General features: G+C 65.2%; 14 protein-coding genes and 1 pseudogene. 7 read left to right on the top strand and 8 right to left on the bottom strand.

What is annotated here, in order from left to right; translation table 11 throughout:
• The 3 genes and pseudogenes from ASC75_RS25080 to ASC75_RS03500 form a co-directional block, all read left to right on the top strand.
• On the top strand, positions 1–97 hold a 97-nt coding region (locus tag ASC75_RS25080), incomplete at its 5' end, for a 4Fe-4S dicluster domain-containing protein (protein WP_131819119.1).
• 58 nt (positions 98–155) lie between these two features.
• Positions 156–1,975, top strand: a pseudogene (locus tag ASC75_RS03495) (phosphoenolpyruvate carboxykinase (GTP)).
• 46 nt (positions 1,976–2,021) lie between these two features.
• Complete coding sequence (locus tag ASC75_RS03500; RefSeq protein ID WP_055970645.1) at positions 2,022–3,677, top strand: amidohydrolase; 1,656 nt, start codon at positions 2,022–2,024, stop codon at positions 3,675–3,677.
• 170 nt (positions 3,678–3,847) lie between these two features.
• On the opposite strand, the gene ASC75_RS26840 is transcribed toward ASC75_RS03500, so the two are convergent.
• Positions 3,848–3,970 (bottom strand): hypothetical protein, encoded by a 123-nt coding sequence (locus ASC75_RS26840; protein WP_280137924.1) that lies wholly within the window; start codon positions 3,968–3,970, stop codon positions 3,848–3,850.
• A gap of 2 nt (positions 3,971–3,972) precedes the next feature.
• On the opposite strand from ASC75_RS26840, the gene ASC75_RS03505 reads away from it, so the two are divergent.
• The gene (locus ASC75_RS03505) at positions 3,973–5,439 is read left to right on the top strand and encodes an amidohydrolase (protein ID WP_200943435.1); all 1,467 of its coding nucleotides are present in this window, start codon (positions 3,973–3,975) and stop codon (positions 5,437–5,439) included.
• Positions 5,440–5,551: 112 nt separating this feature from the next.
• Positions 5,552–7,195: an MFS transporter gene (locus ASC75_RS03510; RefSeq protein ID WP_082496376.1), complete on the top strand. Its 1,644-nt coding sequence runs from the start codon at positions 5,552–5,554 to the stop codon at positions 7,193–7,195.
• Between the two features lie 54 nt (positions 7,196–7,249).
• Here ASC75_RS03510 and ASC75_RS03515 read toward each other — a convergent pair whose 3' ends face one another.
• Both ASC75_RS03515 and ASC75_RS03520 read right to left on the bottom strand, forming a co-directional pair.
• Positions 7,250–7,546: a putative quinol monooxygenase gene (locus ASC75_RS03515; protein WP_055970646.1), complete on the bottom strand. Its 297-nt coding sequence runs from the start codon at positions 7,544–7,546 to the stop codon at positions 7,250–7,252.
• A gap of 56 nt (positions 7,547–7,602) precedes the next feature.
• Positions 7,603–8,244: a hydrolase gene (locus ASC75_RS03520; RefSeq protein WP_055970940.1), complete on the bottom strand. Its 642-nt coding sequence runs from the start codon at positions 8,242–8,244 to the stop codon at positions 7,603–7,605.
• Positions 8,245–8,524: 280 nt separating this feature from the next.
• Between ASC75_RS03520 and ASC75_RS03525 the strand changes: the two genes are divergently transcribed.
• A complete protein-coding gene (locus ASC75_RS03525) occupies positions 8,525–8,815 on the top strand; it encodes a hypothetical protein (protein WP_055970647.1) in 291 nt (96 codons plus the stop codon).
• Between the two features lie 46 nt (positions 8,816–8,861).
• On the opposite strand, the gene ASC75_RS03530 is transcribed toward ASC75_RS03525, so the two are convergent.
• The 4 genes from ASC75_RS03530 to minC form a co-directional block, all read right to left on the bottom strand.
• The gene (locus tag ASC75_RS03530) at positions 8,862–9,071 is read right to left on the bottom strand and encodes a hypothetical protein (RefSeq protein WP_055970648.1); all 210 of its coding nucleotides are present in this window, start codon (positions 9,069–9,071) and stop codon (positions 8,862–8,864) included.
• A 92-nt stretch (positions 9,072–9,163) separates the two neighbouring features.
• Positions 9,164–9,427 carry a cell division topological specificity factor MinE gene (minE, locus tag ASC75_RS03535; protein WP_055970649.1) on the bottom strand — a complete coding sequence of 88 codons (264 nt, stop codon included), beginning with the start codon at positions 9,425–9,427 and terminating at the stop codon, positions 9,164–9,166.
• On the bottom strand, positions 9,424–10,239 hold the full coding sequence (gene minD, locus ASC75_RS03540) for a septum site-determining protein MinD (RefSeq protein ID WP_055970650.1): 816 nt from the start codon (positions 10,237–10,239) through the stop codon (positions 9,424–9,426). The genes minE and minD overlap by 4 nt, the downstream gene beginning before the upstream one ends.
• A 39-nt stretch (positions 10,240–10,278) precedes the next feature.
• Positions 10,279–11,022: a septum site-determining protein MinC gene (gene minC / locus ASC75_RS03545; protein WP_055970651.1), complete on the bottom strand. Its 744-nt coding sequence runs from the start codon at positions 11,020–11,022 to the stop codon at positions 10,279–10,281.
• A gap of 408 nt (positions 11,023–11,430) precedes the next feature.
• On the opposite strand from minC, the gene ASC75_RS03550 reads away from it, so the two are divergent.
• The gene (locus ASC75_RS03550) at positions 11,431–12,144 is read left to right on the top strand and encodes an outer membrane protein (protein ID WP_162244888.1); all 714 of its coding nucleotides are present in this window, start codon (positions 11,431–11,433) and stop codon (positions 12,142–12,144) included.
• Between the two features lie 176 nt (positions 12,145–12,320).
• Here the strand turns inward: ASC75_RS03550 and ASC75_RS03555 are convergent, their stop codons facing one another.
• Positions 12,321–13,031: an HAD family hydrolase gene (locus tag ASC75_RS03555; protein WP_055970653.1), complete on the bottom strand. Its 711-nt coding sequence runs from the start codon at positions 13,029–13,031 to the stop codon at positions 12,321–12,323.
• Between the last annotated feature and the right edge of the window lie 40 nt (positions 13,032–13,071).

Raw genomic sequence — 13,071 nt, forward strand, 5'->3', positions numbered from 1 at the left:
CGTCCACTGCAAGACCTGCGACATCAAGGACCCCAACCAGAACATCAACTGGGTCCCGCCCCAGGGCGGCGAGGGGCCCGTCTATCCGAACATGTGACGAGCATCGCTGCGGCGCTCAACCGCTGCGGCCAGAATTCCTGCTGAAGAGACGTGAAATGACGATCGACAATATTGGCCTCTCAAACTGGATCGACGAGGTCCGCGCGCTGTGCCGGCCGGATGCCGTGCATGTCTGTGACGGCAGCACCGAGGAATATGACCGCATCTGCGCTGCGATGGTGGCGAGCGGTGCGCTCATCCGGCTCGACCCGCAAAAGCGCCCCAACTCCTACCTGTGCCGTTCCGATCCGGGCGACGTCGCGCGCCTCGAACATCGGACCTTCGTCTGTTGCGCGAACGAGGAGGATGCCGGCCCGACCAACAACTGGGCCGACCCTAAACCATGCGCGCCGAACTCAGGCCGCTGTTCGACGGCTGCATGCAGGGGCGGACGATGTATGTCATCCCGTTCTCGATGGGACGGGTCGGGGCCGAGCATGCGCAGATCGGCGTCCAGATCACCGATTCCCCCTATGTCGTGATCAGCATGAAGCTGATGGCCTATGTCGGCGCCGACGTGCTTCGGCACCTGGGCGATGGCGATTTCGTGCGCTGCCTGCATTCGGTCGGCGCGCCGCTCCGGGCCGGCGAGGCGGACGTGCCCTGGCCCTGCAACAAGGACAAGAAATACATCGTCAGCTTCCAGGACGACGGCTCGATCGTCTCGTTCGGTTCCGGCTATGGCGGCAATGCGCTCCTCGGCAAGAAGTGCCTCGCTTTGCGGACGGCCTCGTACAACGGCTTCCGCGAGGGCTGGCTGGCCGAGCACATGCTCATCCTCGGGGTCGAAAGCCCTGACGGCGAGACGACCTATGTCGCCGGCGCCTTCCCGTCCGCTTGCGGCAAGACCAATTTCGCCATGCTGGTGCCACCGGAAGAGTTCGAAGGCTGGAAGGTCAAGACCGTCGGCGACGACATCGCCTGGATCCGGCGCGGCGCCGACGGCGGGCTGTGGGCGGTCAATCCGGAAGCCGGCTTCTTCGGCGTGGCGCCCGGTACCAATGCCAGGACCAACCCCAACATCATGGAAGCGCTGCAGCAGGACGTCATCTTCACCAACTGCGCCCTGACCCCGGATGGCGATGTCTGGTGGGAGGGCCTGACGCCCGAGGCGCCGAGCCGTCTCGTCGACTGGCAGGGGCAGGAGTGGACCCCCGGCTGCGGTCGCCCGGCCGCGCATCCCAATGCCCGCTTCACCGTCTCGCAAAGCCGCTGCCCGAGCATGGACCCGGCCCGCGACGATCCGCGCGGCGTGCCGATATCCGCCTTCATCTTCGGGGGCCGGCTGTCGCACACCTATCCGCTGGTGTTCGAGGCAACGGACTGGCGCAGCGGCGTCTACTGGGCGGCCACGCTCGGCTCGGAAGCGACGGCCGCGGCCGCCGACCAGCCGCCGATCCGCCGCGATCCGTTCGCGATGCTGCCCTTCTGCGGCTACAACATGGCCGACTACTGGGGCCATTGGCTGAGGCTGGGCGAGGGGCTGGAAACGGCGCCGGCGATCTTCCGCGTCAACTGGTTCCGCCGCGACGGCAATGGCGATTTCATGTGGCCGGGCTTTGGCCAGAACATGCGCGTGCTCAAGTGGATCGTCGAAAGGGTGCGCGGCACGGCCGCCGCAACCGCTTCCCCTGTCATCGGCCATGTTCCCCGCTACGAAGACATCGAGTGGCGCGGGCTCGATTTCGGTCCGTCGCGGTTCGCGGCGCTGATGGCCACCGACATGGACGAGCTTGGCGAAGAACTGCGCGACCACCGGACCTTGTTTGCGTCCTTCGGCGAGCGGCTGCCGCAGGACATCGATGCCGTGCATGCCGAACTCACCGGGGCCTTGCTCGCTGCCGACCCGGCGGTAGCGCGCAAAGCCGCATCCTGAACCGGCAAGCGCCGTCCAAGCAATGAAACATTCTGGAGAACACCTCATGACCCGGCTGCTGCGGACCACCGTGCTGACAATGACCCTGCTGTGCAGCCCGCTTGCCTTGAGCGCTGCCTTTGCCGAGTCGCCGGACCTGATCCTGCGCAATGGCGAGGTCATCACCATGGATCCGGCAAACCCCCAGGCGCAGGCGCTGGCGATTTCGGGCGAACGGATCGTCGCCGTCGGCTCCAACCAGGACATCGATGCCCTCGCCGCCAAGGACATCCCCGGGTTGATCGATACCCACATGCACGCCATTCGCGCGGCACAGACATTTGATGGCGAGACGCTGTGGCTGGGTGTGTCCAGCTTGCAGGACGGGCTCGACGTCATTCGCCGCGAGGCGGCACGGCGTGGCCCGGGTGCGTGGATCGCCGTTGTCGGCGGCTGGCATCCGCGCCAGTTCGTCGAGAACCGCATGCCGACGATAAAGGAGCTGAATGATGCGGCGCCGAACAACCCGGTCTATGTCCAGTACCTCTATGACGAGGCGTTCCTGAATGCCAAGGCCGTCCAGGCGCTGGGCATAACGTCGGAAACCAAGTTCCAGCCTGGCGGCTACCCCGAACTCGACGCGCAGGGCAAGCCCACCGGTGTCCTACGCGGCAACATCCCAGCGTTTTCGGGTCTGTCCAATCGCATTCTCGCCGCCGAGCCCGCGCAGCGCCTTGAAAGTTCGCGCCGCTTCTTCAGCGAACTCAACGGTCTGGGCATCACCAGCGTGATCGACGCCGGCGGCGGCGGCATGACGCCTCCGCAATACGACACGATCTTTCAGCTTTGGCAGCAGGGCGGCATGAGCGTGCGCGTGGCCTATCGTATCAGCGCGCCGACCCCCGACAACGAGGCTGCCAGCTTCAAGGACGTGCTGGGCTACATGCCGCCGAGCTTTGGCGACACCATGCTGCGCTTCGCCGGGCTGGGCGAGGTCCTGGTATGGAAGATGCACGACGGCGAGCAGATCGGCCCGGGCTTCAAATCGTCGGACGCGGCAAGAGGCGAACTGTTGGAAGTCCTGCAACTGGCGGCAGCGCGCGGCTATCAGGTGGAGATTCATGCGTTCTCCAACGATGCCGGCGGCCAGATCCTGGACATCGTCGAGAAGGTCAACGCGCAAACGCCCATCGAGAGCCTGCGCTGGACGGTGACCCACCTGACCGACGGCACCGAGCAGACGTTCTCGCGCATGAAGGCCATGGGCATGAGCTATACGGTGCAGGACAACATGTTCCTGAGGGGACAAGACGTAGCCGGCAAGCTCGGCGACGAGGCGGCCGAGATCCTGCCGCCGATCCGCAAGGCGATGGACCTTGGCCTCGTCGTCGCCGGAGGCTCGGACGCGACGCGCGTGTCGTCCTACAATCCGATGATCGGCTTGCAGTGGCTGGTCGACGGGCGCTCGGTCGGGGGCTCGCCCCGGCGCATCGCCTCGGATCGGCTTACCCGCGAGGAAGCCCTCGCTCTGTACACGCGCAACGCCGCCTGGGTGATGCGGCGTGAGAACGAGCTGGGCACGCTTGCTACAGGCAGGATTGCCGACCTTGCCGTGCTCGACAAACCCTACATGACGATGCCCGTCGAAGACATCCACGGCATCCGGTCGGTGCTGACGCTGCTTGGCGGCAAGGTCGTCCATGACGCCGCGGCGACGCGATGACGCTTTTGAACAGGTGCCGAACCCGGCGCGCCGCCTCCTGAACCGGGCAAGCGCCACGTATCCAAGCAACCAAACCGAACTGGAGACCATGCCATGAGACGGCTGCTGCGGAACACCGTGCTGACAATGACCCTGATGTGCAGTCCGCTCGCCTTGAGTGCTGCCCTGGCTCAGGCGCCCGACCTGATCCTGCGCAACGGCGAGGTGATCACGATGGACCCGGCAAACCCCCAGGCGCAGGCGCTGGCGATTTCGGGCGAACGGATCGTCGCCGTCGGCTCCAACCAGGACATCGATGCCCTCGCCGCCAAGGACACCCGGCAAGACGGTCATCCCCGGGCTGATCGATACCCATGTCCATGCGATCCGCGGCGGCCAGACCTTCCAGTTCGAGACCTACTGGTACGACGAGGGCACGCTGGAGCAGGCCCTGGCAAAGCTCTCGTCGGCGGCAGCGAAACGCGACGCCGGCCAATGGGTGGCGGTGGTAGGCTCCTGGCACCCGGACCAGTTCAGCGAAAAGCGGGCGCCGACGGTTGCCGAGTTGACCAAGGCCGTGCCGGACCATCCGGCCTATGTCCAGTATCTCTATGACTATGCCCTGGTGAACGCCAAGGGCATCGCCGCCCTGCGCCTCGACGAGCCGGGTGCCGAACTGCCCCCGGGCATCGTCGTCGAGAAGGACGCCGAGGGGCGCGCCACCGGCAAGCTGTCCGGCGGCATCGGACCCTTCAACGTCCTGTTCGCGCGCATCAGCGCCAGCGGCGACGAGCAGAAGAAGGCCAGCCTCGAGACGTTCTTCACCAAGCTCAACGAGGCCGGCGTGACCGGCTTCGTCGATCCGTCCGCCGGACCGCCGGCAAGCTACGAGCCCTTGTTCGCCTTGCGCGACGCCGGCAAGCTGACGGTCCGGGCCGGCTACCGCATTCCCGCGCAGCGCCCCGGCAACGAGGCCGAATGGTTCGCAGGCATGATGGCGTTCCGCCAGCCGCATTACAGCGACGGCATGGTCAGCTTCCTCGGCCTCGGCGAGGCGCTGGTGTTCGGCATGAACGACGGCGTGCAGATGGGGCCGGGCTTCAACCCCCCGCAGGCGGCGCGCGACGAACTCGTCAAGGTGGCGACCTTCGCCGCGCAGAAGCGCATACCGGTGGAAATCCACGCCTACACCGACGATGCCGCCAAGGCCATTCTCGACGCGTTCGAGACAGTGTCGAAGTCGTTCCCGCTGGATGATCTGCGCTGGTCGATCGCCCATCTCAACACCGGTTCGGCCGAGACGCTCGACCGGATGAAGAAGCTCGGCCTCGCCTACACCGTGCAGATGGGGCCGTTCTTCGAGGCGCCGGCCATCAAGGAGGCCAGCGGCGCCGAGGTCGCCGAGGCATCGCCGCCCACCCGGCTGGCGCTCGACAAGGGCCTGATGGTTGCCGGCGGCACCGACTCGACTCGCATCGGCGTGTTCGGCGTCTGGCGCGCGATCGAGTACCAGCTGACCGGAACGTCGCTCGGCGGCACCGTGCAGAGGCGCCCGGACCTGCTGCTGAACCGCGAGGAGGCCCTCAGGCTCTACACCTCGAACGCCGCCTGGATCGCCTTCGACGAGGATGAAAGGGGCGCGCTTGCCGCAGGCAAGCTTGCCGACCTCGCCGTGCTCGACAAGCCTTACATGACCGTGCCGGTCGAGCAGGTCCATACCATCCGCTCGGTGCTGACGCTGCTCGGCGGCAAGGTCGTCTACGACGCCAAGGCGCTGCGCTAGCGCCTGAAACCAGCCCGGGTGCCGCTTTGACGAGCGGCACCCGGGGCTTGGTGGCTGGCGGGCGAGGGCGGTTTCTGTCGGTTATCTTCGCGGGATTCGAGGGGACATTCGCATGACATCATCGCCGGACGAGCCAGGACAGCCCACCCCGCCCGCGCCAGCCGCAGCTTCGTCATGGGCGCCGTTCCGGCATGCGCCCTTCGCGACGCTGTGGGGCGCCACCGTCGTTTCCAACATGGGCATGTGGATGAACGACGTCGGCGCCGGCTGGCTGATGACCGAGCTCAACCCGTCGCCGCAGATGGTCGCGCTGGTTCAGGCCGCGACGACCCTGCCGGTTTTCCTTTTCGCGCTGCTGGCCGGGGCGATCGCCGATTTGGTGGATCGCCGCCGGATGCTGCTGGTGATCAACGCGCTCACCTTGCTGTGCGCGGCGGCGTTCACCGCGCTGGTGCTGGCCGACAAGGTGACCATCGAAGTGCTGCTGGTCTTCACGTTCCTGCTCGGCACCGGCGCCGCCTTCATGGCGCCGGCCTGGCAGGCGATCGTTCCACGGCTTGTGCCGCGCGCCGACCTGCCGGCCGCCGTCGCGTTGAACTCGATGGGCATCAACGTCGCGCGTGCCATCGGCCCCGCGCTTGCCGGCATGATCATCGTTCCGTTGGGCATTGCCACGCTGTTTGCGTTGAACGCCGTCAGCCGTATCGGCATCCTGGCCGCACTGTGCTGGTGGTCGCCGGCCAAGGGGTCGGCGAACGCTCTGCCGCCGGAGCCGATCGGCCAGGCTGTGTTCACCGGCTTGCGCTACGCTGCCCGCAGCACGCCGCTTAAGGCCACGTTGGCGCGTGCGCTCTGCTTCTTCCTGTTCGCCAGCCTGTACTGGGCGATGTTGCCGTTGATCGCCCGCGAACAGTTGCGTGGCGGTCCGGCGACATATGGCCTGCTGATGGCGATGATCGGCCTCGGCGCCGTCATTGGAGCCTTTGCGCTGCCCGCGATGCGGCGGAAATTGAAGCCGAGTGGTCTCGTTCTCGCGGGCTCGGTCGGCACGGCGGTCGCCATGACCCTGTTTGGCCTTGGCCAGCATGTGAGCCTGGGCGTCATCGGCGCGCTGATCGCCGGTGCGTCGTGGCTCGCCGTACTGTCCACGCTCAACGTATCGGTCCAGTCGTCGCTGCCGGATTGGGTTCGCGCGCGCGGGCTCGCGGTCTTCATCACCGTCTATTACGGCGCGATGGCAGCCGGATCGCTGGCCTGGGGCCAGGTGGCTGCCCACATCGGCGTCGCCAACGCCCTGCTCGCCTCGGCAGCCGTGCTCGTCCTGGTCGGCCTGTGGGCCACCCGCTTCGGTCTTCCCGACGACAAGGCTCCCGATCTTGCCGCATCTGCCCACTGGCCGCAGGTCTTGCCGCAGCTCGAGTTCGACCGGGATCGCGGTCCGGTGATGGTCGAGATCACCTATCACGTCGATACCGCCGATCGCCCCGGCTTCCTGAAGGCGATCTATGCCTTTCGCGAGGAGCGCTACCGGGACGGCGCCTATGACTGGAATGTCTTTGAGGATGTCGAGGTGCCGGGGCACTTCACCGAGTATTTCCTGGTCGGCAGCTGGCTCGACCATCTGCGCCAGCACGACCGGGTCACGGTTGCCGACAAGGAACTGCAGTCGGCTGTTGCCAGCTTCCACAATGGCGACGGTCCACCCAAGGTCCGCCACCTGCTGGCGCCGCAGGTCGACGGACGCAAGCCGGGCTGATCATCGGCGCAGATACGATACGGCGTCGCCTTGGCCCGGGTCATGCCGCCCGGGTCATGTCACCCGGCTCATGAAGCACACCAGTTCGCGCCGCTCGACATTCCTGTCGCCATTCTCGTGGAACGCACGGATATGGTCCGACAGGTTGTGATGCCTTTCCTGCGCTGCCGCGTCGCGCCAATGCTCGACGATCACGAAGCGGCGGCGGTCGTTCTGGTCTGCAAACAGCTCATAGCGGATGCTGCCGTCTTCGTTGCGCGAGCTCTCGGTGACAACGGTCAGGTCGCTGCGCAATTCCTCCTCCTTGCCTTCCTTTGCATACAGGATCGCAAGGACATGAACTTCAGCCATCAGTCTTCTCCGGCCTGTGGAGATGGCGGCATGAGAAGCCGCCATCTCCAGGACGACTAATCGGTGCGGTCGTAAGAGAACTGGATTCCGGCCGTGCCGCCGGTCTCGATGAACAGGTTCATGAAGGCAGGCACGGTTTCCTTGCGCGACCAGTCGCGTTGCAGTTCGCAGAACAGCTGCGGCACGCTGATCATCTTGCCGCCGGCCTGCTCGATGCGCCGCAGTCCGGCTTCGTGTGCAGCGACCGATGTGCCGCCCACGGCATCGGCCACGACATAGACCTCGTAGCCTTCGGCAAGCGCGTCGATGGCCGGGAAGGTCAGGCAAGCCTCGGTCCACAGTGCCGCCATGATCAGTTTCTTGCGACCGGTCTCCTCGACCGCCCGGCGAAACTCGACGTCTTCCCACGAATTGATCGTCGTCCGGTCATAGGTCGGAAAGTCGCTGAGCACCCTCCTTAGTTGCGGCACCGGCGGCTTGTTCAATCCCGTCTTCACGTTCACGGTGGAGTGGACGATCGGCAGGCCATAGGCGACGGCGGCCTTGGCGGTTCCCACGATGTTGTTGAGCAGCAATTGCCGGTCCATCGATGCGATCGAGTTCACCTGGACCGGCTGATAGTCGATGATCACGAAAGCCGCGTTCTTGGGTGTCAGCAGACGATCCTTGACAGGATCGCGGATTGTTTCGCTTGTCATGGCATGTCCTTTCGTCTCTTCGGAGCCCGCCGGCATTCGGCAAAGGCGTGCCGCCTTGCCGCCGGGAGCGGGCGAGCGGTTCCGTTCCCGAGGATGGTGCTGGATGCCTGAAAAATCTCGACGCACGGTGTGCCGATGGCCAGGGGGCCGGCCAGCAGATCCGTGATATGTTTGTCAGTGGCTAGGAAGGGCCGCGCAAAGCCGTCGGCGCATCGACAGGCGTGCCGTTCAGCATAGGCATCACTCCAATTCGATTGTTCAGCCGTTGGGTGACAGGCGAATGGAAATCCAGTTCACCATAGCGCGTGCCGTGGGTATCTTCCACACGGTTTTTGTCGACGGCGTCGCCGGGCGCGACCGGTTTGATGCGCTGGAAGATCCATGGTTGCGGGCAGGTGATTTGGCGCAGCGGCTCACGCCAGGGGCGGTGTCACGAGCTCGGCTGAACGCGGCGGCGCATTCGGCCTGCCAATCAGGCCTGTGGGAAGTCTCGCGGAAGAGCGTCGTTCGCAGCGAATGTGTCCAGGACGCGCCGAATTCGCTGGAGAAGCCGAAACGCGTCCTGTCGTGACCGTCGCCAGGGCGTGGCGCAGCCGCTGGCTGCGCCGGTCGGTACGTCAGGCCCTGTTGGCCTGCGTCTGTCCGGCCGCATTGCCGGCCTGTCCTGCGAAGCGCGGCGTGGCGCCGGCGGCTTCCTCGCAGAGTTCCACATGCCTGGCCAGAGCCTGGTTGGACAGCACTGCGCTGATGGTGGTGATATCGCGGCCCTGGTGCTTGGGCATCTGCTGGACTTCCTTCAGCCTTTCCAGAAGTGCGAGTCGGGTCATGGTTTCCCTCCTTTGCCGATAGGGGAGTGGTCGTTCGGAGTATCCCGCGCGGATGCTGCGGGACGTCCGGCGAACTGGCGGGTTGGCGGCCGTCAGGCCGCCTTCCTGCCCGCGTCGAACGGGATCTCGATGTCGACGGCGAGCGTCGAGACCTTGGCGCCGCGCTCCATCTTGACGCTGACCTTGTCGTCGTCGATCTGCATGTGCTTGGAGATGGCACGCAGGATTTCGTCGCGCAGTTTGGCGATGAGGTCCGAATCGCCTGCCGAAGCACGCTCGTGGGCCAGCAGCACCTGCAGGCGCTCGCGCGCGGCTGGGGCCGATTGGGGGCGGGAAAAGAGCTGGAAGAATTTCATGCCGCTTTCCTTCCGAAGATCTTGCCGAAGAAGCCCCGCTTTTCGCCCGGGATGGTGACCGGCAGCTCTTCGCCCTTGAGCCGGCGCGCCGCATTGAAATAGGCGATCGCCGGAGCGCTGCGGCCGTCCGCCAGGGTGACCGGCGAGCCGACATTGGAGGCGCGCAGCACGTCCATGCTCTCCGGAATGATGCCGAGCAGCGGGATCGACAGGATCTCGAGCACGTCGTCCACCTTCAGCATGTCGCCGCGCTCGGCCCGCGCCGGGTCGTAGCGGGTGAGAAGCAGGTGTTTCTCCATGCGCTCGCCGCTCTCGGCTTTGAGCGTCTTGGAATCGAGCAGGCCGATGATGCGGTCGGAATCGCGCACCGAGGAAACTTCCGGATTGGTCACGACGATGGCGACGTCCGCATGGCGCATGGCAAGCGTCGCGCCGCGTTCGATGCCGGCCGGGCTGTCGCAGATGACCCAGTCGAAGGTCTTCTTCAGCGCGGCAATGACCTTCTCGACGCCTTCCGCCGTCAGGTTGTCCTTGTCGCGCGTCTGCGATGCCGCCAGCAGGTAGAGCGTCTCCAGGCGTTTGTCGCGGATCAGCGCCTGTGCCAGCTTGGCTTCGCCCTGGATCACGTTGACGAGGTCGTAGACCACACGCCGTTCAGCGCCCATGACGAGGTCGAGATTGCGCAGGCCGACGTCGAAGTCCACGACGACGACCTTGTCGCCGCTCTGCGCAAGGGCCGCGCCCAGTGCGGCGGAAGACGTCGTCTTGCCGACGCCGCCCTTACCCGATGTGACCACGACCACCTTGCCCATAGAGCTCTCTCCTGTTGTTCGTTTAGGCACGCCTTCGGCTCAGCCGAGGGGTACCGCCTTGAGTGCGTCGCCTTCGAGCCAGATCTGGATGGCCTTGCCGCGCAGACCGGGCTCCAGGTCTTCGGCCGTCTTGTAGAAACCGTCGATGGCGATCAGTTCCGCTTCCAGCTTGCTGCAAAAGATGCGCGCCGACGCGTTGCCGGTCGTGCCGGCCATCGCCCGACCGCGCAGGGTGCCGTAGACGTGGATCGATCCGCCGGCCACGACCTCGGCACCGGAAGCAACCGATCCGACGATGGTCACGTCGCCTTCGGGGAAGAAGAGCGACTGCCCGGAGCGCACCGGCTGGGTGATGACGAGCGACGGCGTGGCCTTGGCGTTGGCGGTCTGAGTCGGGTCGGAGGGCGCGGTATATTCGGCGGCGCCTGCGTCGTCGTCCTCATCCGCCGTCGGCGCCTCGAAGTCCGAGGCCGGGCGCCCGTCGGCCATCGCCGGCGGCAGGTCGGAACCGAGCATTGAGGGCTGTGCGCCTTCGATGCCCATGATCCGCACGTTGCGTGTGCCGAGCTGATGGACGAGTTCGCGAAGCTGCACGCGGTCGATCGGCAGCCCGCCGACGTCGAGCACGATCGGGCGGCGCAGGAAGAAGCCGGCCGAGCGCGCGGCCAGGTCGTCGAGCCGCGCCAGCCAGTCCTCGAAAGGGAGTTCCGGGGTCAGCGCGAGCGCAAGGAAGGATCGCCCCTTGAGGCGGATAGGCCGGGGTTGAGTTAACACTTCGGTCATCTTGGTAAATTTTCGGTTGCTTCGGTGTAGCGAGCAAATGGTTAACGAAAGGTTAATTTCTGAAGCGCACGCACCGGAGTCCACCTTCTCGAAAACCGATATGGAAGGCAAAACGTCTTTCGGATCAGATGGTTGGGATTTTAGCCACAAAGTGACTAAAACTGATGCCGTTCTGTTTCGCCAATTCGGTCCGCCGTAATCCTGACACGGGCAACCGCGCCGACGTCTTCGGCCATTCGGGCGAAGGACCATGCGACTCGGCGCGGCAGCCGGGGCAGGCAGACAGCCGCAGCCATGGGTTGCAATCATCGAGAGCGATCGGCTTGCTTTCTTGCGCAGGTTGCTGTAGCTGCAGCTATCGCGAACGCTGCCCTGTTCGCTCAACGAGAGCAAACTACGGGGCATCCGATGAAATTCAGCACAACCAGTTCTGTCCGCAGCGCGTCTTTGGCAACGCTGCTAGTGGCTTCGATATCAGTGGCGGCGAGCATGCCCTCCGCGGCTTCAGATGTGGCATCGGCGGCGACTGCCGGCTTTGTCTGGACCGGAGGATATGTCGGTCTTCAGGTCGGACACGCTTGGGGTGATTCGTACTACGACGATGGCTTCGGCTCGTTCATCAACTACGACCCCAAAGGAGTGATTGGCGGCGCATATGCGGGCTACAATCACCAGTTCGGCAACTTGGTCATCGGTGCCGAAGCCGACTTGAACTTCTCTGGCATTGAAAGAGGCCGTGCGCCTGAAGAGTACGAAGGCGGCGGTTCAAGCGACGTTCACTACGGTACCGCCGAGATGAAATGGAACGGCACCATCCGGGCGCGGCTTGGTTATGCCGTTGATCGCTTCTTGCCCTATGTTGCGGCAGGTGTTGCCTTCGCGAAGTACGACATCGCTTTGATGCACGATGATTTCTCTCACTTTGAACGCAGCACCGCCGTCCCTGGCTGGACCCTGGGCGGCGGTATCGAATACGCGGCGACCGACAACCTGATGGTGAGGGCGGAGTATCGCTACACCGACTATGGCAACGAGACGTGGGACGACGAGAACTGGGGCGACGGTTTGAATGTCGATTTGAAGACCCACGACCTCCGCCTCGGCATTGCTTACAAGTTCTGATTTCGGCCTTCACAAAAGAGCCCCGGCTTCCCGGCCGGGGCTTCGTTTGCAGTGGCTTTCCCTCGTAAGATGGCGATAGAGTTGCACCAGTTCGGGCAGGGCGCGCCGTGCCCGACGGATGGTGAACTCGGCGGCCATGGACCTTCCTCGTCGAATGCGGGCGGGTAGGGCCCCGCTCATGCCTCGCGGGCGAGGAACGCTGGCAGGTCGGCGATCGAATCGAGCACGACGTCGGCCATCGGCGTCAGCGACTCGCGCGTGCCGGTGCCCGAAAGCACAGCGATCGCAAGGCCGGCGCCGCCGGCCTTGGCCATTTCGAGGTCGTGCCGGTTGTCGCCGACCATGGCGATCTCCGACGGCTTCAGTCCGGTGAGGTCGGAGAAGGCGTGGATCGAATCGGGTGCGGGCTTTGGGTTGGCCACCGCGTCATAGCCGTAGGCGGCATCGAACATCTGGGCGACGCCGAGCGAAAGCAGCGTCTTTTCCGCCCCGCTGGTCGAATCGTTGGTGGCGACGCCAAGCCTGAAGCCGGCGCTGTGCAGGCTGGCCAGCGCGTCCTTGCTGCCGGGCAGCGGCACGGCCTGCGCCGAGCCCTGCTCGGCCGAAACCTCGTCGAACATCTTGACCAGCTTCGCCTGCTCGGCATCGCTGGCATCGGGATACCACAGCGCCACGATGTCGGCGTTGGTGCCGGCGGCAAACACCGAATCGGCCTTGAAGCAATGGGCGCCGAAATCGTAGCCGGCGGCTTCCATCAGGACGGTCGCCTGCTCCCGGTCGCCGTCCGCCGCCTTCAGCGCCATCATCTCGCCGATGGCGAACCACGTTGCCTGAAAATCGACGAGGGTGCCGTCCTTGTCGAAAAGTATGCCCTTGATGCCCCGCAATTCACCTACTCCCTGCGCATCGGCCCCGAAAATCCATTCG

Source organism: Aminobacter sp. DSM 101952, assembly GCF_001424795.1.
Lineage (GTDB): Bacteria > Pseudomonadota > Alphaproteobacteria > Rhizobiales > Rhizobiaceae > Aminobacter > Aminobacter aganoensis.

Coding starts and splice junctions, on each gene's coding strand:
- ASC75_RS03500 (WP_055970645.1), top strand. CDS start 2,022: ATGACCCGGCTGCTGCGGACCACCGTGCTGACAATGACCCTGCTGTGC.
- ASC75_RS26840 (WP_280137924.1), bottom strand. CDS start 3,970: ATGTCCTGGTTGGAGCCGACGGCGACGATCCGTTCGCCCGAAATCGCC.
- ASC75_RS03505 (WP_200943435.1), top strand. CDS start 3,973: ATGCCCTCGCCGCCAAGGACACCCGGCAAGACGGTCATCCCCGGGCTG.
- ASC75_RS03510 (WP_082496376.1), top strand. CDS start 5,552: ATGACATCATCGCCGGACGAGCCAGGACAGCCCACCCCGCCCGCGCCA.
- ASC75_RS03515 (WP_055970646.1), bottom strand. CDS start 7,546: ATGGCTGAAGTTCATGTCCTTGCGATCCTGTATGCAAAGGAAGGCAAG.
- ASC75_RS03520 (WP_055970940.1), bottom strand. CDS start 8,244: ATGACAAGCGAAACAATCCGCGATCCTGTCAAGGATCGTCTGCTGACA.
- ASC75_RS03525 (WP_055970647.1), top strand. CDS start 8,525: ATGGAAATCCAGTTCACCATAGCGCGTGCCGTGGGTATCTTCCACACG.
- ASC75_RS03530 (WP_055970648.1), bottom strand. CDS start 9,071: ATGACCCGACTCGCACTTCTGGAAAGGCTGAAGGAAGTCCAGCAGATG.
- minE (WP_055970649.1), bottom strand. CDS start 9,427: ATGAAATTCTTCCAGCTCTTTTCCCGCCCCCAATCGGCCCCAGCCGCG.
- minD (WP_055970650.1), bottom strand. CDS start 10,239: ATGGGCAAGGTGGTCGTGGTCACATCGGGTAAGGGCGGCGTCGGCAAG.
- minC (WP_055970651.1), bottom strand. CDS start 11,022: ATGACCGAAGTGTTAACTCAACCCCGGCCTATCCGCCTCAAGGGGCGA.
- ASC75_RS03550 (WP_162244888.1), top strand. CDS start 11,431: ATGAAATTCAGCACAACCAGTTCTGTCCGCAGCGCGTCTTTGGCAACG.